Raw genomic sequence first — 19076 nt, 5'->3', positions numbered from 1 at the left:
TGGGCCAAGTGCCGGAACGCTTGCGCCGCACCCTAGTTGGGGGCTGGGCCCACGTCAGCCGGATGGGGCATTGCTCACTCGATGGAATGGCTTTGGTCAGAGGTGGATGACACACAGCAAAGGTCAGGCCCCGGATCCTGTCCGGGGCCTGACCTTGGGAGACACCGCGCCTACGCGCCCGCGGCCGCCTTCGCGGCGATGTCCGTACGGTGCTGGGAACCGTCGAGGCGGAGGCGGCCGACGGCGGCGTACGCCCGCTCGCGGGCCTCGGTCAGGTCCTTGCCCGTGGCCGTGACGGACAGGACCCGGCCGCCCGCGCTCAGCACGGCGTCCCCGTCGCGCCGGGTGCCGGCGTGCAGCACGTACGCGTGCGGGGCGTCCTGGGCGGCCACCTCGTCGAGGCCGGTGATCGGGTCACCGGTGCGCGGGGTGCCGGGGTAGTTGTGGGAGGCGACGACCACCGTGACGGCCGCGTCGTCGCTCCACCGCAGGGGCGGCAGATCGGCGAGGGTTCCGGTGGCCGCGGCCAGCAGGACGCCCGCGAGGGGGGTCCGCAGGCGGGCCAGCACCACCTGGGTCTCGGGGTCGCCGAAGCGGGCGTTGAACTCGATCACCCGGACACCGCGGCCGGTGAGCGCGAGACCCGCGTAGAGCAGCCCGGAGAACGGGGTGCCCCGGCGGCGCATCTCGTCCACGGTGGGCTGCAGCACGCTCCGCAGCACCTCGTCCACCAGCTTGGGGTCGGCCCAGGGCAGCGGGGAGTACGCCCCCATGCCGCCGGTGTTGGGGCCCTCGTCGCCGTCCAGGGCGCGCTTGAAGTCCTGGGCGGGCTGGAGCGGCAGCACCGTCTCGCCGTCGGTGACGGCGAACAGGGAGACCTCGGGGCCGTCGAGGAACTCCTCGATCACCACCCGGTCGCAGGCGGCGGCGTGCGCGCGGGCGGCCTCCAGGTCGTCGGTGACGACGACGCCCTTCCCGGCGGCGAGTCCGTCGTCCTTGACGACGTAGGGGGCACCGAAGGCGTGGAGCGCGTCGTCGACCTCCTTCGCCGTGGTGCAGACGTAGGACCGGGCGGTGGGGACACCGGCGCCCGCCATCACGTCCTTGGCGAAGGCCTTGGAGCCCTCGAGCCGCGCCGCCTGACCGGACGGGCCGAAGACCGGGATGCCGGCCTCGCGCACGGCGTCGGCGACCCCGGCGACCAGCGGCGCCTCGGGCCCGACGACCACGAGGCCGGCCCCGAGCCGGGTGGCGAGCGCGGCGACGGCCGCGCCGTCGAGGGCGTCGACGGGGTGCAGCTCGGCGACCTCGGCGATGCCGGCGTTGCCGGGCGCGCAGTACAGCGCGGTGACATCGGGGTCGAGGGACAGGGAACGGCACAGGGCGTGCTCACGAGCGCCGCTGCCGATGACGAGGACCTTCACGGGGTCAGCCTAACGGCAGAGCACCGCACCGTTTTGTGCGGGTTGCCGAGAGGACCGGAAGGATCTGCTCGTACGTTTATCCGAAACGGCCTCCGAGGACCTCCTCCGAGCCTCCCCGGGGCTTCCCGGGGCCGGCCTCCGAGCGGCCTCTGCCGCCACTCCCCCTCCGCCGCCGTGCCGCAGCCGCTCAGCGCCCGCTGAGCGGCTACTCCGTCGGGTATTCCTCCACCACGGTCGCGCCCAGCTCCCGCACGATCAGCTCGTGGCCGGACAGGGCGGACTCGTCGAGGTCGGGGTCGTCGTCCTCGGGGGTGTCGTCCTCGGGGGCCACGGGGGCGGGCTCGGGCGCGGGAGGCCGGCCGGGCCGGGCCGCTGCGGCCGGACCGGAGGCGGGACCGGAGGCCGCCCGTGCCGTCGCGGACCGGTCGGTGGCCGGGGCGCCGGGACCGGGAGCCGGGGGCGCGGCCTGGGGAGCCGCCGTGCGCGGCGGGGCCGCGACACCACCCGGGTGGCCACCGCCACCGCTGTAACCGCCGCCCGCGGATCCGCCGTAGCCGCCGCCCGCGGATCCGCCGCCGTAGCCGCCACCGCCTCCGAACGCGCCGGAGGGCTGGGGCGCGGGGGCGCCGCCGCCCGCCGGGTCGACGACCGCCTCGATCTTCCACTGGACGTTGAACTGCTCGGCCAGCGCCTGCCGCAGCACGTCCTCGCTGCCGCTGCTCGCGAAGTTGTCCCGGGCGCCCGCGTTGACGAACCCGACCTGGAGGGTGGTGCCGTCGAAGCCCGTGACCTGGGCGTTCTGACTGAGCAGGATCCAGGTGAAGCGGCGGCGGTTCTTCACCGCCTCCAGGATGTTCGGCCACAACTGGCGCGGGTCGAGCCCTCCACCCGCCGGGGCGGGTGCGGCTGCCGGGGCTGCGGCGGGAGCCGGGGCGGCGGGAGCGCCGGCCGTGCCGCCCGCGCCCGCCTGGACGCCCGACGGACCCGCCGCCGGGCCGGGCCCGGCCGCGGGCTGCCCGCTGCCCGGGGACGCCGCCGTGGGCCACCCTCCGGGCCGCCGGCCACCGGCACCGGCCGGGGCGGCAGCGGGCCAGGCACCGGGCGCGCCCTGGCCGGGCGCCGCGGCGGGGGTGGCCGCCGGGGCGGCGGGGCGCGGGGCCGCGGCGGGCGTGGCTCCGGGCGCGGGCGCCTCCTGGCCGCGGTCACCGGCGGGGGGCGCGGCCGGACCCGAGGGCACCGGCGCCGCGCTCCGCGAGCCGGGCTCCGCGGCTCCGGCTCCCACCGGCGCGGCGGGGCCACCCGGAGCCACCGCGGCGGCCTCCGGCCCCACCGGCGTGCCGGGCGCGCCCTGGGCACCCGGCACACCCGGCACGCCCTGGCCGCCGGGAGCCCGTACCGCCGCCCGGGCCGCCGCGGCACCGGCGCCGGGCGGCACGGGCGCGCCGCCGGCGAGGCCGGCTCCGCCGTGCGCCTCGGGTCCGGGCACGTAGCCCATCGCGGGGGCGCCCGCTCCTGTGCCGAAGCTCACCCCCCGCTCGATCCGGTCGAGGCGGGCCATCACGGACCGCTCGTCGCCGTACGCGGCGGGCAGCAGCACGCGGGCGCAGATCAGCTCGAGCTGGAGACGGGGCGAGGTGGCGCCGCGCATCTCGGTCAGACCCTCGTTGACCAGGTCGGCGGCGCGGCTCAGCTCGGCGGCGCCGAAGGACCGCGCCTGGGCCTGCATGCGCTCGATCACGTCGGCGGGGGCGTCGATGAGCCCCTTCTCGGCCGCGTCGGGCACGGCGGCCAGGATCACCAGGTCCCGCAGCCGCTCCAGCAGGTCGGCGACGAAGCGCCGCGGGTCGTTGCCGCCCTCGATGACGCGGTCGACGACCTCGAAGGCACCGGAGCCGTCCCCGGAGGAGAACGCCTCGACGACCGAGTCGAGCAGCGAACCGTCCGTGTACCCGAGGAGGGAGGTGGCCATGGCGTACGTCACACCGGCTTCACCCGCACCGGCGAGCAGCTGGTCCATGACGGACATGGAGTCACGCACGGAGCCGGCACCGGCCCGCACGACCAGCGGGAGCACGCCCTCCTCGACGGGGATGTCCTCCTTCCGGCACACCTCGCCCAGGTAGTCCCGCAGGGTTCCCGGCGGGACCAGCCGGAAGGGGTAGTGGTGGGTCCGCGAGCGGATCGTCCCGATGACCTTCTCGGGCTCGGTCGTGGCGAAGATGAACTTCAGGTGCTCCGGCGGCTCCTCCACCACCTTGAGCAGCGCGTTGAAACCGGCCGACGTGACCATGTGGGCCTCGTCGATGATGTAGATCTTGTACCGGCTGCGCGCGGGCCCGAAGAAGGCCTTCTCGCGCAGGTCACGGGCGTCGTCCACACCGCCGTGCGAAGCGGCGTCGATCTCGATGACGTCGATGGATCCGGGGCCGTTGCGCGCCAGGTCCCGGCACGAGTCGCACGTACCGCACGGGGTGGGCGTGGGGCCCTGCTCGCAGTTCAGGCAGCGGGCGAGGATCCGGGCGCTGGTCGTCTTGCCGCACCCGCGCGGACCGCTGAACAGGTACGCGTGATTGACCCGGTTGTTCCGCAGCGCCTGCTGCAGCGGGTCGGTGACATGCTCCTGCCCGATGACCTCGGCGAAGGACTCCGGGCGGTAGCGGCGGTACAACGCGAGAGACGACACGCATACGAGGTTATAGGCGCCCACCGACAACCGGCCCGGCCCGCGAGCGCGGCCCGCGGCCGCCGCCCCCCATCAACGCAAGCGCCCCCCACGCACCCGCCAGAGCCGACCTACCCTTGCTGCCTTCCGGCCCTGGGGGAGTTCAGTCAGATAGCGCCGCGTGAGGGGCTGCCGAAAGCCTACCCGATCCAGGGGGCCGGGAACGAGTTCGCGAGCACGGCTCCGCGTCATGTAATGTTTCCGGCGGAGGATTCGCCTAGAGGCCTAGGGCGCACGCTTGGAAAGCGTGTTGGGGGCAACCCCTCACGAGTTCGAATCTCGTATCCTCCGCCAGTGCCTCACCGGGCACGATGTCGAAGGGCCCCACCGCAAGGTGGGGCCCTTCGACGTTGTCCTCGGACCTCGTTGTCCTGGTCTTGGTCCACAGCGGGGTTTTCCGGGGCTCCCCGGACGGCGCTCGGTCTTCCGGGCCGCTTCCCTGAGCATGGGATCGGTCACGCGCGGGTACCGCGCCCGGACACGCACCGGAGCCCGGGACTTCCCGGTCAGGGTTCGGGGAGCCCCGGGCTCACGGGCCCCGGTCTCAGCGGGAGGAGGAGCCGGAGGAGGCGGTGGTGCGGGCGGACGGTGCCCGCTCCTCCCGCACGGCGTCCGGCCGGGAGGTGCGGTGCACGCGGTGGCGCGGAGCGGTGCGGCGCGGCGGCCGGGTCAGGGTGATCTGGCGCACGAGCTGCTGGAAGCAGGCCAGGGACGCCAGTCCCGGCAGGGCCGCCGCCGCCATGTCGACGAGCGTCTTGGGCGCCTGGATGACGCACAGGAGCATCGCGATCGAGGAGAAGAGCAGCACCACGCACCACGAGTGGACGGCCCGCCGCCGGTGCAGCGCGGCGCGCAGGACGGACAGGGACGCCACCAGCCAGGGCCCGTACACCAGCAGCGGCCACCACGAGGCGATGCCGTCCTGCATCCGGGCGACGGCCACGAGGCGCAGGGGGTCGTAGGCGACCATGCCGCCGAAGAAGCTCACCGTGGAGGCGGTCACCGCCGCCAGTGCGCCGATGACGTGGCTCGCGGTGCGCACGCCGCTCCTCCGCCTGCGCGGACGGACCTTGCGGTGACCGTGGGAGCCACGCCGCAGGGGAGGGAGTTCCGCCGTGATCTCCTGGAGGTTCTCCAGGGGCGTGTTCGGCGTGCCGGGAGCGGTGTTCCTCGCGTTCTCCGCCGCACCCGCGCTTTCGGGATCTGCGGCGCTTCCGCTTCTCCGGGTCCTTTCGCCCCTTTCGTCCCTTTCCGTGCGTTCGGCGCGTTCATCCGGTCCGGTTCGATCGGTTCCGCCGATTCTCCCGGTTCTTCCTGGGTCCGCGTAGTCCGCCGCACTGAAATGATCAGCGGGATTCGCATAGTCCGTGAAGCCTGCATAATTCGCGGATCCCGCATGATCCGTGAAGCCTGCGTGATCCGCGGAGCCCGCACGGTCAGCGGAACCGGTATGGGACGTGGAGCCCGGGTGGCCCGTCTGCTGTTCGGCGGGACGGCCGCCGGCCTGCGTCCATTCCCCCTCCACGGGAGGGCGGGACGGCTGCCGTTCCATGGCGTCCCGGAGCATGAAGGCCAGTTCCTCGGCCGGGTCCCACGCGGAGTCCGGGGGGACCAGGGGGCCGAGGGTGCCCGAGAAGAACTGCGTCGGGGCCCGGTGGCGGCCGGTTCCCGTCCGGCGGCGGGGTTCGTCGAAACCTTCCGGTTCCACATACGGATAATCAGCGGAATAGTCCGGGCGTCGGCCGATACGTTCGTCATACATGCCGCGGCCCGGCTATTCGGGACGCGCGAAGACGGGACGGCTGTCCGAGCCGACCCACCGGCGGGCCAGGTCGGCTTCCAGGGCACTCATCGCGTCCAGGAAATCCTGTAGCAGCGACTCGGTCGCCTTCAGTGCGGCCTGTGAGTCGCCCCTGGTCAGGGTGGTGTCGGCGCCGGTCTTCGCGTGCGCGGGCCCGGGTAGGTAGGTGTAGGGTCCCGACGCCACCGCGTGCCCGGCACTCGTGTCCTCGCGCTCGCGGCCCACGAGCAGACCCAAGTACCCTTCCCTGGATGCCTTAGTCATATCCCACCTAACGCCACCCGACTTCCCCGGATGCGCGGCAAACGGGTGAAGGAATTACCCGATGAGGCCTATATTGTGCGATCGGATGCTTCATCCGTTCAGCCGACGAGATGGGCGTCGGGCGAAGGCTCCTCGGCGGCCGGGTCACCTTCGAGCGGGCGGGTATTTTTTTTAAGCACGGCGACCATGTGCCGACGGCGGCGCAATTCCTCTGTGTCGACCCGCCACATACGGCATTGATAGGGTGGTACGAGAATGGACCCCGCGGTGCAGGCGGAAGCACACACGACCAGCATCCAAAGGGTTACATTCCACATTATTTTTTTCTCCCTGGGCGCGGCGGCGCGACACCGGAATAACGCCGTGGAATATGCGAGGTTACGGAAGAGGAACAGAAGTCCTCGGGTGGCCCAACATGAAGCTCGTCTCCGTGCGCCGCCCGTTACGACTGGTTCCCGACGGGTACGGTCCGGCCGCGCGACACGACTGGTTCCTGACCGTTTCCGTCCCGGCGCATCACTCACAGCACCCCGGGACTCACCTGCGCCGCAGACCGTGCGGCCCGTCCTCCGGCAGGCGATCATCGGGACATGAACGTCACCCTGCACCTCGCCCAGGACCCCGACGCCGACGCGCTCCTGGGCCGCAGTCCGCTCGCCGCGCTGGTCGGGATGCTGCTGGACCAGCAGATCCCGATGGAGTGGGCGTTCAAGGGACCGGCGACGATCGCCCACCGCATGGGGACCGACGACCTGGACGCGCACGAGATCGTGGCGTTCGACCCGGAGACCTTCGCGCGGCTGCTGTCGGACAAACCCGCCGTGCACCGTTACCCGGGCTCGATGGCCAAGCGCATCCAGCAGCTGTGCCACTACCTCGTCGAGCACTACGACGGCGACCCCGAGGCCCTGTGGCGGGACGTGGAGGGCGGTCCGGAACTGCTGCGCCGGCTGGAGGAACTGCCCGGCTTCGGCAGGCAGAAGGCGCAGATCTTCCTCGCGCTGCTGGGCAAGCAGCTGGGTGTCCGGCCCGATGGCTGGCGGGAGGCCGCCGGGCCGTACGGCGAGGAGAAGGCCTTCCGGTCCGTGGCCGACATCACCGGCCCCGAGTCACTGGCCAAGGTGCGGGCGCACAAGCAGGAGATGAAGGCCGCCGCCAAGGCGGCGAAGTCCGCCGGGAAGTGAGGCGGCGGGCCGCTCCCCGTCAGCCGGATGGCCTACAGCGGTGGCGGCCGGACCGCGCGCGGTCCAAGCATGGACCATGACCGAGCCACCGAGCAGCGGCCCCGGCGGGCCGGGCTACGACGACCGTCACGTCCACGCCAAACGTGACCCGCGCGATCCCCGGCAGGCATCCGGGACGGGAGCTCCGGGTCCTGGAGGGCCAGAAGGCCCCGGAGGACCGGAAGGCCCCGGCGGGCCCGGTGTCCCGGGAGGACCCGGGAGTCCCGGAGGACCCGGGGATCCAGGAGGACAGGCGGGTCGGACCACGGCCCCGCCGTACTCCGGTCCCCGGTCCGAAGGCCCGCGTCCCGAAGGCCTCCGGACCGAAGGACCCCGTTCCGAAGATGCCGGTCCCGAAGGCTCCCGCTACGAGCCACCGCTGGAGGGGCCCCTGCACCACCTCTCCCGAGCCGCCTGGCAGGCGGTCCTCGCCACCGGCGTGGCCGCCCTCGTCCTGGGCGTCCTCGTCCTGCTGTGGCCGAGCGCCTCCCTGCTGGCCGCCGGGATCCTCTTCGGCGTCTACCTGGTGGTCAGCGGAGTGCTCCAGCTGGTCTCCGCCTTCGGCACACACAAGTCGACGGCGCTGCGCGTGCTGGCCTTCGCCAGCGGTGCCCTGTCCATCCTGCTGGGCCTGTTCTGCTTCCGCGGCGCCATGCAGTCGATCCTGCTGCTGGCCCTCTGGATCGGCATCGGCTGGCTGATCCGCGGGATCACGCAGACGCTCGCCGCGCTCCACGACCGGACGGCACCGGCCCGCGGCTGGCAGATCTTCCTCGGCGTCCTCACCTTCATCGCCGGGATCGTCCTGATCGACTCGCCGCTGGCGTCGGTCGCCGTCCTCACCCTGCTCGGCGGCTGGTGGCTGGTCGTGGTCGGCGTGATGGAGATCGTCACCGCCTTCCGCATCCGCGGCCACGCCCGGCACATCCCGCGCACCGTGTGAACGACGGCGTCAACACGGCGACCGCCGTCTACCCCGTGCGGGCGGTTCCACCGGCCGGTGCGATGGGGGGCGTACCTCCGCCGGGGAGACAACCGTCGTGAGCACCGTGCCGGCCCGGCACCCCGGGGACCGCGCCGTACGCCGCCCCGCGCGACGTGCGGCGCGGCGGGGTGTCCGGCCGCGCACGCGGCTGCCGGCTCGGGGACCGGTGTCCGTGCTGTCGCCGGTGGCGGCGCTGCTGCTGGGGCTGCTGCCGGGAGTGCTGCTGGTGCTGGTGCCGCTGCTCGCCCTGGGCGGGCCGGGCGGACACACGGCGGGCTACCCGGGCCCGGCCGCCGGGACGGCACCCGCCGCGGGCCCAGGGCCCGCAACCGTCGGGGGCGTGAGCGGAAGCGGGGGCCCGGAGGACGGCGGGGGCCGGAACCCCGGGCCGGGCCCTGGTGGCAGCGGGGGCTGGAACGGTGCGGGCGGTCAGGGAGGGGGCGCGGCCGAGGAGGAGATCCCCTGTGCGGCCCCGGCACCCCGGTCGGCGGTGCGCGGCGGCGGACGCCCGGGCGTGCCGCTGCGGCGCGCGCCGCTCACCGCGACGGCAGGTGGCACCGCGGCGGTCTCGGCCGCGGTGGCGGACGGCTGCCGCTCCGGCCGCGTCCGGCTCGCGCCGCCGCTCCCGCCCCACCGCCTGAACGCGCTGCGCTGCGTGGTCCTGCGCTGCTGAGCCGGCCGGAGGGCCGCCCCACCGGGCCGCCCTCCGCAGGCAGTCAGCCCGACCGGACCCGACCGTCGAGAAAGTGAAGCGCAGCCATGCCCAGCGACCCGTACGCGGTCCTGCGCGCCCTCGTGCGCGCGGAGGCCGCCCGCCGTACCCCTGTGCCCGAGCCTCCGTCCCCGCCCCCGTCCCCGCTCTCCCCGTCGCCGTCGCCGTCGCGGGAGCCCGTCACCGAGCCGCACCGCTCGGAGCCGCCCTGCTCCGAGCAGGCCGCCTCCCGCCGGGCCCGCGCCGCCAGCGGCGAGCCGGAAGGCGACTGACCCCGCGGCACCTCCCGCGGGCCGGGCGCCGAGGCGTCGGCGCCCGGCCTCACCGCCTCCGGCGGGCCGTACCGAAGAGGGACCGGGTGATCTCCCTGCCGAGCTGAGTGCCCACCGAACGCGCCAGGGACCTGAACGCCCCGCTGTTGACCACCTGTTCGATGACCGACGGTTCCTCCGCGGGGCCCCGGCCCCGGCCCCCTGCCTGTCCCCGGTCCCCTTCCCCGGCCCGAGCCCCGGCAGCGGAGCGCCGCCCGGCCCCGGCGGCCTGAGCCGCCTGAGCCGCCTGAGCCGCCTGAGCCGCCTGAGCCGCCGTCAGTTTCTCGTACGCAGATTCGCGGTCCACAGCCTGTGCATAACGTTCGTAGAGAGGGGACGCCCGCACCGCGCGGTCCAGACCGGGGCCGTCGACCGGGCCCATCAGGGACTCGGGCGCCCGCAGCCGGGTGACCGCGACGGGGGTCGGCGCACCGCTCTCGCCGAGCACCGTCACAACCGCCTCGCCGATGCCGAGCCCGGTCAGGACCTCCTCCAGGTCGTAGGCCGAGTCCGGGAAGGTCCTCACCGTCGCCTTCAGGGCCTTCTGGTCGTCCGGGGTGAAGGCGCGCAGGGCGTGCTGGACGCGGTTGCCGAGCTGGCCGAGGACGTCGGCGGGCACGTCCTTCGGGGTCTGGGTCACGAAGAAGACCCCGACGCCCTTGGAGCGGATGAGGCGCACGGTCTGCGTGATCGCCTCCAGGAACGCCTTCGAGGCGTCGTCGAAGAGCAGGTGCGCCTCGTCGAAGAAGAACACCAGTTTGGGCCTGTCCGCGTCACCGACCTCGGGCAGGTCGTGGAAGAGGTCGGCCAGCAGCCACATCAGAAAGGTCGAGAAGAGCCGCGGCCGGTCCTGCACCGCGGGCAGTTCGAGGACGGAGACGACCCCGCGGCCGTCGCCCGCCGTGCGCAGGAACTCGCTCGTGTCGAACTCGGGCTCGCCGAAGAAGTCCGCCATGCCCTGCGCCTCGAAAGCGGTCAGGGACCGCAGGATCACCCCGGCGGTGGCGGTCGACAGGCCGCCGATGCCCCTCAGTTCCTGCTTCCCCTCCTCGGAGGCGAGGAACGCGACCACCGCCCTGAGATCCTTGAGGTCGATCAGCTCCAGGCCCTTGGTGTCGGCGTAGTGGAAGATCAGGCCGAGCGACTGCTCCTGGGTCCGGTTGAGTTCGAGGACCTTGGACAGCAGGACCGGGCCGAAACTGGTGACGGTGGCGCGCAGCGGCACACCGTGTCCCATGCCGCCCAGCGCGTAGAACTCGGCGGGGAGAGAGACCGGGGCCCACTCCTGGCGCACCTCGGCGGCCCGCGACCTGATCCGGTCGTCCGCCACGCCGGGCGCCGCGATCCCGGACAGGTCGCCCTTGATGTCGGCGAGGAAGACGGGCACACCCTGTGCCGAGAGCTGTTCGGCGACGAGTTGGAGCGTCTTGGTCTTGCCGGTTCCCGTGGCGCCGGCGACCAGTCCGTGGCGGTTGAGCATCGCCAGCGGGATGCGGATCCGCGCGCCGGGCAGACAGTGGCCGTCCTGGACGAGGGCTCCCAGTTCGAGGACGGGACCGGTGAAGGCGTAGCCGGAGGCGATCTGCCGGGCGCCGGGCGGGAGCGCCGGGTCGTTCCCCGCTGTCCCCGGCGCGGTCTCGCTGTCGCTCATCTCAAGCCCCTGTTCAGCCCCTGTTCCCGATTCGCCCGGTTTGCCGCGGCATTTCCAGCGTGGCACTGCGCTGCCGAGGCTGCGCCCGGAAGCTCTGGGCCGGTAGGCTTTCCGTGTGATCTTCAAGCGCATCGGAAACGGCCGGCCGTACCCCGACCACGGCCGGGAGAGCACCCGGCAGTGGGCGGACGTCGCGCCGCGCCCGGTCCGCCTCGATCAGCTCGTGACGACCAAACAGCAGCTCGACCTGGAAACCCTGCTGGCGGAGGACTCGACCTTCTACGGCGACCTCTTCGCGCACGTCGTGAAGTGGCAGGGCGACCTCTACCTGGAGGACGGCCTGCACCGCGCGGTGCGGGCGGCGCTGCAGCAGCGTCAGGTGCTGCACGCGCGCGTGCTCGAGCTGGGCTGAGCCGGGTCCCCGGCCCCGGGCTCGGGCTCGGCAGCCGTGCGCGGACAGGCCGTGCGCGCCGAGCCGTACGCCCGCGCGGGCCGGTCCGGGCTTCCCGCCGGACCGGGCAGAGCCACGCGGCCAGGCCGGTCCGGCCCCCACGGATGCGCCACGAAGAACCCGCAGGCGGGCGGATCCGGCCCCCGGTCGCGGTCCGACGGGTAACGGTTCGGACCTGTAACGGCTTGGACCTTTCGGGTTCTACTGGGCGATATCCAATGATCATCTAGTAGGAATCGCCGCCCCGGCGCACTACGCTGCGCCCATGAGCATGCTGACTCCCCCCGGCATGGGCGGGAAGTACCGGATCACGGGGAACAAGTACCCGCGGATGCGCCGGCCCCGGCGGCACGGCAGGCTCGTGTTCGTGGCCGCCGCCTCCGTCGTCGTCCTGGGGGTGACCGGGTGGGGCACGCTGCAGCTCATCGACGTCTTCACCGGGAGCGACACCAAGGCCTCGGCGGCCGGCACCAGGACGCACTGCGCGACCGGTGCGGCGGCCCGGTCCGGTCCCTCCCCGGCGGCCTCCGCCCGGACGCCGCCCAAGCCGGGCGCGATCACGGTCAACGTCCTCAACGCCACGGCGCGCGGCGGGCTGGCCAAGCAGACCGCGGACGAGCTGAAGAAGCGCGGCTTCCGCATCGGTCACGTGGGCAACGCGACCAAGGAGTTCGACAAGAAGGTCAAGGGAGCCGGGCTGCTCCTGGGTCCCGCGTCGGCCCGCGACACCTCGCTGCCCGTGCTCGCCACCCAGCTCCCGGGGGCCGGGAGCCGTACCGACACCCGCAAGGGCACCGACGTCGACCTGATCATCGGCGACGGGTTCAAGCAGCTCGCGTCGCGGCCGGCGGCCGAGAAGGCACTGGCCGCCCTGTCCGCCCCGCAGACGGCGGCCGGCACCCCGCAGAAGGGGTGCTGAGGCGGGCGGGCGGCTGCCCGCCCGCACCCCGGCCGCCGGTTACTCGGCCGCCCCGTACATCCGGTCGCCCGCGTCGCCCAGGCCCGGGATGATGTAGCCCTGCTCGTTCAGGTGTTCGTCGACCGACGCGGTCACGACCGTCACCGGCGTGCCCGCGAGGTCGCGTTCCATGACCGCGACGCCCTCGGGGGCGGCCAGCAGCACCACCGCCGTCACGTCGTCGGCGCCGCGCTTGATCAGCTCCTGGATCGCCGCGACCAGCGTGCCCCCGGTGGCGAGCATCGGGTCGAGGACGTACACCTGACGGCCGGAGAGGTCCTCCGGCATGCGCGTGGCGTACGTCGAGGCCTGCAGTGTCTCCTCGTTGCGGATCATGCCCAGGAAGCCCACCTCGGCGGTCGGCAGCAGCCGCACCATGCCGTCCAGCATGCCGAGTCCGGCGCGCAGGATCGGCACCACCAGCGGGCGCGGGTGGGAGAGCTTGACGCCGGTGGTCTGCGCGACCGGCGTGGAGATGTCGACCTGCTCGGTCCGCACGTCCCGCGTCGCCTCGTAGGCGAGCAGGGTGACCAGCTCGTCGGCGAGCCGGCGGAAGGTCGCGGAGTCGGTGCGCCGGTCGCGCAGCGTGGTGAGCTTGTGGGCGACCAAGGGGTGGTCGACGACGTGGAGACGCATGTGCCAACAGTAACCGGGCGGCGAAGGCACCCGCCCGCCCGCACCGTCCTCGCGCCGGCGGCCGCCGCACCCGCCCGGTCCCGCGCCGCCGTGGCATCAAACCCGCCGTCCGGGGGAAGGTGGGAGGGACGGACTGGGGTGGTGGACCGATGCCTGACCGGCGATCCCGCAAGCATCCGTCACCGGGCGAGCGGCCCGGCAGGACGGACGAGACGGAGACCACGGCTGCCGCGGGGGCCGCGAGGGCCACGACGCCCGCGAGGGTCACGGCGGACGCGGCGGGCGGGAGCGACCGGGAACCGGGGGACCCCCGGCGCGCCGGCGACCGCCGGGACACGGGCCCGCGCACCGGCCCCGGCGCGGGCACCGGCTCGGACCAGGACCCGGACGGGGAGCGCCGCCGGCGCCGGGCCCAGTTCCTGCGCGATCTCGCCGAGGCCCGTGAACTGCGCGACCGCGTCCAGCCCCGGCGGGCCAAGGCCGCCCGGCTGCGGCACGCGATGCGCATGCGCACGTTCCGCTGGTAGGAGGCGCGGACCGGCGGCCCCGGGCCGGACCGGACGGCGCCGGCAGGGCGGCGGAACACACCGGGGAAGAGGGGAAGAAAGGAAAGGCGCGCCGACGTTCCGATGCGGGCCTGCGTGGCCGTGGGCCAAAGCCGCGTACGATCCGCAGGTGGCGGCAACGAGTGCGCTGGTGAGTCCTTTACCGACGAGCCGCAAAACTGCCGGACACAGGGAGCCGAAGACGTCCCCTGAGCGCCTTGTTTCTGCCACGATTCCGAGTGGGTGGGGCTCGGAGCCCAGCTCTTCCCGCCCAGAACCTCCGCCGGGGGGACCCCCAACCGGCACGCCTATGACCAGTGGGAGAGTCACGGTGTACTTCGCCGCACTGCTCGCGCGCACCGAAGACGGGTGGGAAGCGAGCGACACGGAGCTCGACGATGTGGAGACGCTGTCCGACCTGGCCGACCTGGCCCGGGAGGCCTCGGCCGAGGACGACACCGTGCTCGTCCTCATCGAACAGGAGGACGCGTGGTTCGGCGTCGTCCGCGTGGACGGCGAGGACGACCCTCGCATCTACGTCTCGGACGCCGCCGCGGCGGCCCGCAGCTCGTACGGGGAGATCCTGCTCACCGACGAACTGCTCGGCCGTGAGCCCGGTGACGACGCCACCGATCTCGACGCCCTCGACCTCGACGGCACGGAGGACGGCGAGCCCTCCTCCGCCGTGGACGACGACGAGGAGGAGGAGTCCGGTGCCGCCGAGGCCATCACGCACAGCCCGCTGGGCGACGGCGAGATCCTCGACGACCTGGGCATCAGCGAGAAGGAGCTGCGCGCCCTGGACGCGGACGACGCGCTGAGCGCGATCGCCGAGGTCCTGGGCGCCGCGGAGGTGCTGGAGACCGTCCGCTGACCCCGCCCCCGACCGACGACACGACCCGCCCGGCCGAGCCGCACCGCCCGGCGGGCGCGCCGGGCTGCCCCGGCGCCGTCGGGCCGGGAGGGGACGGGGGTGCCGGCGACCCCGTCCGCGACCGCTGGCGGGACGCGATGCGGCTCGCCCTGGAACAGGCCGAACTGGCGGTCCGGGGCGGGGACGTGCCGGTCGGCGCCATCGTGCTGTCGGACGACGGCAGGACCGTGCTCGGCGCCGCGCACAACGAGCGGGAGGCGACGGGTGATCCGACCGCGCACGCGGAGGTCCTCGCCGTCCGGCGGGCCGCCGAGCGGGTGGGGCAGTGGCGGCTGTCCGGCTGCACCCTGGTGGTGACGCTGGAGCCGTGCACGATGTGCGCGGGGGCCGCCGTCCTCTCCCGCGTTGACCGGATTGTCTACGGCGCCCGTGACGAGAAGGCGGGCGCCGCGGGCTCGCTGTGGGACGTCGTACGCGACCGGCGGCTCAACCACCGGCCCGAGGTGATCGAGGGCGTGCTCGCCGAGGACTGCGCCGCGGCCCTCACCGCCTTCTTCCGCGCCCGCTGACCCCCGCCGGTCCGTCTTCCTCCCCCACCGCGGGACGGGCCGGGAAACGGATTTCGGACCTCGGCCCCCGGTGTTGTAGGGTCTCTCTCGGTAGCGTGTCCGAGCGGCCGAAGGAGCTCGCCTCGAAAGCGAGTGTGGCGCAAGTCACCGAGGGTTCAAATCCCTCCGCTACCGCTTGTGAAGGGCTCCGTCCACCGGACGGGGCCCTTCGTGCGATCATCATGCGATCATCTACAGCGATCGACCGCGCTCGGCTCGCAGCGCTCGACGACGGGGGAGCCGGCGCCAGGGGCAACCAGCGACAGGGGGAGACCGCGATGGCGGTGAACGCCAAGAAGATCGTCGTCTACGTGCTCGTGGTCTTCGTGCTGTACGTGATCATCACCGACCCGGCCAAGGCCGCCGACTACGTCCAGATAGGCTTCGAGGGCATATCCAACGCTGCCAAGGCCATCGGCGACTTCATGACGTGGGCCGCGAACGGAGGAAAGTGATGATCCGCCACCTGGTCCTCTTCAAGCTCAACGAGGGCGTGGAGCGCGACGACCCGCGCGTCGTGGAGGGCGTCCGGGCGTTCAGGGCCCTGGGCGGCCAGATCGATGACCTGCGCTTCTGGGAGTGCGGCTGGAACATCAGCGACCGGCCCGTCGCCCACGACTTCGCGATCAACTCGGCGGTCGAGGACGCGGACGCCCTGAAGCGGTACCTGGAGCACCCGGCCCACCAGGCGGGCGTGGCCCTGTGGCGGGAGTTCGCCACCTGGGTGATCGCGGACTACGAGTTCTAGTCATACGGCCGTACGGCCGTATGGCCGCATGCCCGGCCCCGTACCGGAACGGTGCGGGGCTCTGTCGCGTCTCGAAGCACCTTGAGCGCTTATTGATCCCTCAACACGTGCATATGCGGTGCTTGAACACTTAGCGCCTGTCTTGTGATGCTATGACCGCTTTTGACGGATGAGTTGATCGACGAAGAGGTGGCGTTGACCGTGTCGGCCAGTACTGCGCCACCCCAGGAGGACGCTCCCGTTCAGACCCCGGACCAGACCCAGGCCCCGACCCCGCCGCAGAGCCAGGCGCAGAGCCGCCCCCAGCCCCAGAGCCCGGACTCCGCGCCGGCTCCCGCCGCCGCCCCCGAGAAGCGGCGCGGCGCCGACACCCGGGCCCTCACGCAGGTGCTCTTCACCCAGCTGAAGGAGCTGGAGCCGGGCAGCCCCGAGTACGCCCGCGTGCGCGGGGCGCTCATCGAGGCGAACCTCCCGCTGGTGCGCTACGCCGCCGCCCGCTTCCGCTCCCGCAACGAGCCGATGGAGGACGTCGTCCAGGTCGGCACCATCGGACTCATCAACGCCATCGACCGCTTCGACCCCGACCGGGGCGTGCAGTTCCCCACCTTCGCCATGCCCACGGTCGTCGGGGAGATCAAGCGGTACTTCCGCGACAACGTCCGCACCGTCCACGTCCCGCGCCGGCTGCACGAGCTGTGGGTGCAGGTCAACAGCGCGACGGAGGACCTGACGACCGCCTTCGGGCGCTCCCCCTCGACCGCCGAGATCGCCGAGCGGCTGCGCATCGGCGAGGACGAGGTGCTGTCCTGCATCGAGGCCGGACGGTCGTACCACGCGACCTCCCTGGAGGCCGCCCAGGAGGGCGACGGGCTGCCCGGGCTGCTCGACCGGCTCGGCTACGAGGACCCGGCGCTCGACGGCGTCGAGCACCGCGACCTGGTCCGCCATCTCCTGGTCCAGCTCCCCGAACGCGAACAGAGAATCCTGCTGCTGCGCTACTACAGCAATCTCACCCAGTCGCAGATCAGTGCGGAACTCGGCGTCTCCCAGATGCACGTCTCGCGGCTACTCGCGCGTAGCTTCCAGCGGCTGCGATCCGCAAACAGGATCGAGGCGTAACCGTCACGAGCGAATCGCTCACCAGGGCCGATCCCGGCCGCTTCGGCCCGAAAGACCGTCAGACCCCTTTCCGCCAGGGCTGATTCACGTATCCGATGTCGACATGTCACTACAGCGTGTTGCCGACATGTGACATTCTGCGGGAAGCGCGTTTGCCGGGGCTTCGGCTCCGGTATTCAGGTGAAGGCTGAGTTCTCCTCGTCAGAGAACGCGGCCACGACCGTCCCGCGACCCAGAGGGGGTGGCATGTCCGCAGAACAGGGCAGCTCCGAGGTGCTGATGCTCACCAAGAGCGAGGCGCCTTCCCCGGCGCTCGAGCCGATCGACGCCCTCGACGACGTGGCGGCCCTTCCGGCCGTCCCGGCTCCGGCCCCGGCGTCCGAGGCCTCGGAAGCCATCGACACCCGCACCCTGTCCCGCTCCCTGTTCCTGCGGCTCGCCGCGCTCGACGAGAACAGCCCCGAGCGTGCCTACGTCCGGGACACCCTGATCGAACTGAACCTCCCGCTGGTGCGCTACGCCGCCGCCCGCTTCCGCTCGCGCAACGAGCCGATGGAGGACATCGTCCAGGTCGGCACCATCGGCCTGATCAAGGCGATCGACCGCTTCGACTGCGAACGCGGCGTGGAGTTCCCGACCTTCGCGATGCCGACGGTGGTCGGCGAGATCAAGCGCTTCTTCCGGGACACCTCGTGGTCGGTGCGGGTGCCCCGGCGGCTGCAGGAGCTGCGGCTGGCGCTGACGAAGGCCAGCGACGAGCTGTCGCAGCGGCTGGACCGGTCGCCGACCGTCGGTGAACTCGCCGCGGTGCTCGGGGTGTCGGAGGAGGACGTCGTCGACGGCCTCGCCGTGGGCAACGCGTACACGGCCTCCTCGCTCGACTCCCCGGCCCCCGAGGACGACGGCGGCGAGGGATCGCTCGCCGACCGCCTCGGCTACGAGGACACGGCACTGGAGGGCGTGGAGTACCGCGAGTCGCTCAAGCCGCTGCTCGCCAAGCTGCCGCCCCGCGAGCGCCGGATCATCATGCTGCGCTTCTTCGCCAACATGACGCAGTCGCAGATCGGCGAGGAGGTCGGCATCTCGCAGATGCACGTCTCCCGGCTGCTGACGCGGACCCTGGCCCAGCTCCGCGACGGACTCATCTCCGACTGAGTCCGAGCACCCCCGGCGCGCCGACGGCCGCCGAGGCGCCCGCACGGCGCTTCGGCGGCCGTCGTGCTGTCCAGCCGCGTCCTCGGCGCCGCTCGGCGCCCTTCTCCCCGCCGCGGTCCCGCTCGGACCGCTCCGACCGCTCCGTGTCCGCTCGGACCGCTCTGTTCCTACTTGAACGCGAGCCAGGCGACGGCCGCGACGACGATCACGGCGACGACGACACCGACGATCAGGCCGACCCGCGGACCGGCGGGCGCCGCCTGCTGCTGCGTCGCCTGGGGAGCGGCCTCGTCGACGAACGCGCGGAACATCTGGGTGCTGCCGGCGGGGTCGTGGTTGCCCTGGGGGCCCTGGGTGTTAGCCATGGCCCGAGACCCTAGCGAAAGCGCCCGCCCCTGCCCAAGTGGGGGCCCGGTTCCTGCTGTTGCGCCGGGCGCGGCCGAGGGGGCGGCACCCGCCCGGGCGGCCGGTTTGCCCCGCCCTGGACGGAAGGGTGCGCCCCGGCGGCCCCCGCACCCCGCGCCACCTGCATATTTACACTAGCAATACTTGCCTTTGCCAAGTTTTTGCGTCGCGAGCCGCCGATTTGTTTGCCTGCAGCAACCAACCGAACCTATGGTTGCCCCAAGCAACGATTACGGGAGGTGCGATGGCCGAGCGGGCGCAGTACGAGGAGCTTGCGCGTCAGCTCAGCGCCGTCGGCGCCGTGAAACGGGACCTGGGGCGGATCCTGCCGTCCGACTGCCCGGCCGGCTCCGCCGCCGTGCTGACCCTGCTGGGGCGCCACGGCGAGATGCGCATGAGCAAGCTCGCCGAGCTGCTCGCCGTGGACCTGTCGGTGACCAGCCGGCACGTCGCGCACGTCGCCGCCCGCGGCTGGATCGACCGG

At 73.0% G+C, this 19076-nt stretch carries 21 protein-coding genes, 2 tRNA genes, 1 other RNA gene and 1 pseudogene; 16 read left to right on the top strand and 9 right to left on the bottom strand.

Annotation, left to right across the window (positions count from 1 at the left end; all coding sequences use genetic code 11):
• Positions 1 to 170 precede the first annotated feature (170 nt).
• The 3 genes from purD to ffs all read right to left on the bottom strand — a co-directional run bounded on the left by purD (position 171) and on the right by ffs (position 4280).
• Positions 171 to 1424 (bottom strand): phosphoribosylamine--glycine ligase, encoded by a 1254-nt coding sequence (gene purD, locus IG64_RS32230; RefSeq protein ID WP_037862732.1) that lies wholly within the window; start codon positions 1422 to 1424, stop codon positions 171 to 173.
• A 205-nt stretch (positions 1425 to 1629) separates the two neighbouring features.
• Positions 1630 to 4107 (bottom strand): DNA polymerase III subunit gamma and tau, encoded by a 2478-nt coding sequence (locus IG64_RS32225; protein ID WP_037862729.1) that lies wholly within the window; start codon positions 4105 to 4107, stop codon positions 1630 to 1632.
• A 74-nt stretch (positions 4108 to 4181) separates the two neighbouring features.
• Positions 4182 to 4280, bottom strand: an RNA gene (gene ffs / locus IG64_RS38010) — signal recognition particle sRNA small type.
• 72 nt (positions 4281 to 4352) lie between these two features.
• Between ffs and IG64_RS32220 the strand changes: the two genes are divergently transcribed.
• A tRNA-Ser gene (locus tag IG64_RS32220) sits at positions 4353 to 4440 on the top strand.
• Positions 4441 to 4759: 319 nt separating this feature from the next.
• Here IG64_RS32220 and IG64_RS32215 read toward each other — a convergent pair.
• The 3 genes and pseudogenes from IG64_RS32215 to IG64_RS42940 form a co-directional block, all read right to left on the bottom strand.
• Positions 4760 to 5446: pseudogene (locus IG64_RS32215) on the bottom strand (DUF2637 domain-containing protein); the annotation flags it as partial.
• Between the two features lie 474 nt (positions 5447 to 5920).
• Positions 5921 to 6184 (bottom strand): hypothetical protein, encoded by a 264-nt coding sequence (locus IG64_RS32210; protein ID WP_234438681.1) that lies wholly within the window; start codon positions 6182 to 6184, stop codon positions 5921 to 5923.
• Between the two features lie 125 nt (positions 6185 to 6309).
• Positions 6310 to 6441, bottom strand: a complete 132-nt coding sequence (locus IG64_RS42940) for a hypothetical protein (protein WP_267883423.1) — start codon at positions 6439 to 6441, stop codon at positions 6310 to 6312.
• A gap of 360 nt (positions 6442 to 6801) precedes the next feature.
• Here IG64_RS42940 and IG64_RS32205 point away from each other — a divergent pair, with 360 nt between their 5' ends.
• The 4 genes from IG64_RS32205 (at position 6802) to IG64_RS32190 (ending at position 9403) form a co-directional block, all read left to right on the top strand.
• Positions 6802 to 7395: an HhH-GPD-type base excision DNA repair protein gene (locus IG64_RS32205; RefSeq protein ID WP_037862724.1), complete on the top strand. Its 594-nt coding sequence runs from the start codon at positions 6802 to 6804 to the stop codon at positions 7393 to 7395.
• Between the two features lie 418 nt (positions 7396 to 7813).
• On the top strand, positions 7814 to 8377 hold the full coding sequence (locus IG64_RS32200) for an HdeD family acid-resistance protein (protein WP_037862793.1): 564 nt from the start codon (positions 7814 to 7816) through the stop codon (positions 8375 to 8377).
• A 208-nt stretch (positions 8378 to 8585) separates the two neighbouring features.
• Entirely contained in the window at positions 8586 to 9092 is a 507-nt protein-coding gene (locus IG64_RS41320) for a hypothetical protein (RefSeq protein WP_037862722.1), read from the top strand.
• Between the two features lie 86 nt (positions 9093 to 9178).
• The gene (locus IG64_RS32190) at positions 9179 to 9403 is read left to right on the top strand and encodes a hypothetical protein (RefSeq protein WP_037862720.1); all 225 of its coding nucleotides are present in this window, start codon (positions 9179 to 9181) and stop codon (positions 9401 to 9403) included.
• Positions 9404 to 9452: 49 nt separating this feature from the next.
• Here the strand turns inward: IG64_RS32190 and IG64_RS32185 are convergent, their stop codons facing one another.
• Positions 9453 to 11093, bottom strand: a complete 1641-nt coding sequence (locus IG64_RS32185) for a helicase HerA-like domain-containing protein (RefSeq protein WP_037862718.1) — start codon at positions 11091 to 11093, stop codon at positions 9453 to 9455.
• Positions 11094 to 11208: 115 nt separating this feature from the next.
• Here IG64_RS32185 and IG64_RS32180 point away from each other — a divergent pair, with 115 nt between their 5' ends.
• Together IG64_RS32180 and IG64_RS32175 are read left to right on the top strand one after the other, a co-directional pair.
• Positions 11209 to 11505 carry a type II toxin-antitoxin system VapB family antitoxin gene (locus tag IG64_RS32180; protein ID WP_003986294.1) on the top strand — a complete coding sequence of 99 codons (297 nt, stop codon included), beginning with the start codon at positions 11209 to 11211 and terminating at the stop codon, positions 11503 to 11505.
• 328 nt (positions 11506 to 11833) lie between these two features.
• Complete coding sequence (locus IG64_RS32175) at positions 11834 to 12463, top strand: LytR C-terminal domain-containing protein (RefSeq protein ID WP_037862791.1); 630 nt, start codon at positions 11834 to 11836, stop codon at positions 12461 to 12463.
• Positions 12464 to 12502: 39 nt separating this feature from the next.
• On the opposite strand, the gene upp is transcribed toward IG64_RS32175, so the two are convergent.
• Entirely contained in the window at positions 12503 to 13138 is a 636-nt protein-coding gene (gene upp, locus IG64_RS32170; protein WP_037862716.1) for a uracil phosphoribosyltransferase, read from the bottom strand.
• 149 nt (positions 13139 to 13287) lie between these two features.
• Between upp and IG64_RS32165 the strand changes: the two genes are divergently transcribed.
• The 8 genes from IG64_RS32165 (at position 13288) to IG64_RS32130 (ending at position 18187) form a co-directional block, all read left to right on the top strand.
• A complete protein-coding gene (locus IG64_RS32165; protein ID WP_037862713.1) occupies positions 13288 to 13665 on the top strand; it encodes a hypothetical protein in 378 nt (125 codons plus the stop codon).
• Between the two features lie 349 nt (positions 13666 to 14014).
• Positions 14015 to 14557, top strand: coding sequence for a hypothetical protein (locus tag IG64_RS32160; RefSeq protein ID WP_037862710.1), 543 nt, complete (start codon positions 14015 to 14017; stop codon positions 14555 to 14557).
• Between the two features lie 137 nt (positions 14558 to 14694).
• Positions 14695 to 15126, top strand: coding sequence for a tRNA adenosine(34) deaminase TadA (tadA, locus tag IG64_RS32155; RefSeq protein ID WP_037862708.1), 432 nt, complete (start codon positions 14695 to 14697; stop codon positions 15124 to 15126).
• A gap of 89 nt (positions 15127 to 15215) precedes the next feature.
• A tRNA-Ser gene (locus IG64_RS32150) sits at positions 15216 to 15300 on the top strand.
• A gap of 47 nt (positions 15301 to 15347) precedes the next feature.
• The gene (locus tag IG64_RS41730; RefSeq protein WP_199811694.1) at positions 15348 to 15620 is read left to right on the top strand and encodes a hypothetical protein; all 273 of its coding nucleotides are present in this window, start codon (positions 15348 to 15350) and stop codon (positions 15618 to 15620) included.
• Positions 15620 to 15913, top strand: coding sequence for a Dabb family protein (locus IG64_RS32140; RefSeq protein ID WP_037862706.1), 294 nt, complete (start codon positions 15620 to 15622; stop codon positions 15911 to 15913). Before IG64_RS41730 ends, IG64_RS32140 begins: the two co-directional genes overlap by 1 nt.
• A 195-nt stretch (positions 15914 to 16108) precedes the next feature.
• Complete coding sequence (locus tag IG64_RS32135; RefSeq protein ID WP_037862787.1) at positions 16109 to 17032, top strand: RNA polymerase sigma factor SigF; 924 nt, start codon at positions 16109 to 16111, stop codon at positions 17030 to 17032.
• A 246-nt stretch (positions 17033 to 17278) separates the two neighbouring features.
• Positions 17279 to 18187 carry an RNA polymerase sigma factor SigF gene (locus tag IG64_RS32130; protein ID WP_037862705.1) on the top strand — a complete coding sequence of 303 codons (909 nt, stop codon included), beginning with the start codon at positions 17279 to 17281 and terminating at the stop codon, positions 18185 to 18187.
• Between the two features lie 167 nt (positions 18188 to 18354).
• On the opposite strand, the gene IG64_RS32125 is transcribed toward IG64_RS32130, so the two are convergent.
• A complete protein-coding gene (locus IG64_RS32125; RefSeq protein ID WP_037862704.1) occupies positions 18355 to 18552 on the bottom strand; it encodes a hypothetical protein in 198 nt (65 codons plus the stop codon).
• Positions 18553 to 18836: 284 nt separating this feature from the next.
• Here IG64_RS32125 and IG64_RS32120 point away from each other — a divergent pair.
• The coding region (locus tag IG64_RS32120) for a MarR family transcriptional regulator (RefSeq protein ID WP_037855550.1) at positions 18837 to 19076 on the top strand (240 nt) is incomplete at its 3' end.

This window comes from Streptomyces sp. NRRL S-340, from assembly GCF_000720185.1.
Taxonomy (GTDB): domain Bacteria; phylum Actinomycetota; class Actinomycetes; order Streptomycetales; family Streptomycetaceae; genus Streptomyces.
Note: the sequence above shows the minus strand (reverse complement) of the source record. Positions and strands in the feature narration are given on the sequence as shown.

What these genes read in the sequence shown, in the direction of transcription:
- IG64_RS32185 (WP_037862718.1), bottom strand. Translation starts at nt 11,093, where the DNA reads ATGAGCGACAGCGAGACCGCGCCGGGGACAGCGGGGAACGACCCGGCG.
- IG64_RS32125 (WP_037862704.1), bottom strand. Translation starts at nt 18,552, where the DNA reads ATGGCTAACACCCAGGGCCCCCAGGGCAACCACGACCCCGCCGGCAGC.
- IG64_RS32205 (WP_037862724.1), top strand. Translation starts at nt 6,802, where the DNA reads ATGAACGTCACCCTGCACCTCGCCCAGGACCCCGACGCCGACGCGCTC.
- IG64_RS32130 (WP_037862705.1), top strand. Translation starts at nt 17,279, where the DNA reads ATGTCCGCAGAACAGGGCAGCTCCGAGGTGCTGATGCTCACCAAGAGC.
- IG64_RS42940 (WP_267883423.1), bottom strand. Translation starts at nt 6,441, where the DNA reads ATGTGGCGGGTCGACACAGAGGAATTGCGCCGCCGTCGGCACATGGTC.
- IG64_RS32175 (WP_037862791.1), top strand. Translation starts at nt 11,834, where the DNA reads ATGGGCGGGAAGTACCGGATCACGGGGAACAAGTACCCGCGGATGCGC.
- IG64_RS41730 (WP_199811694.1), top strand. Translation starts at nt 15,348, where the DNA reads ATGCGATCATCTACAGCGATCGACCGCGCTCGGCTCGCAGCGCTCGAC.
- IG64_RS32165 (WP_037862713.1), top strand. Translation starts at nt 13,288, where the DNA reads ATGCCTGACCGGCGATCCCGCAAGCATCCGTCACCGGGCGAGCGGCCC.
- IG64_RS32190 (WP_037862720.1), top strand. Translation starts at nt 9,179, where the DNA reads ATGCCCAGCGACCCGTACGCGGTCCTGCGCGCCCTCGTGCGCGCGGAG.
- upp (WP_037862716.1), bottom strand. Translation starts at nt 13,138, where the DNA reads ATGCGTCTCCACGTCGTCGACCACCCCTTGGTCGCCCACAAGCTCACC.
- IG64_RS32140 (WP_037862706.1), top strand. Translation starts at nt 15,620, where the DNA reads ATGATCCGCCACCTGGTCCTCTTCAAGCTCAACGAGGGCGTGGAGCGC.
- tadA (WP_037862708.1), top strand. Translation starts at nt 14,695, where the DNA reads ATGCGGCTCGCCCTGGAACAGGCCGAACTGGCGGTCCGGGGCGGGGAC.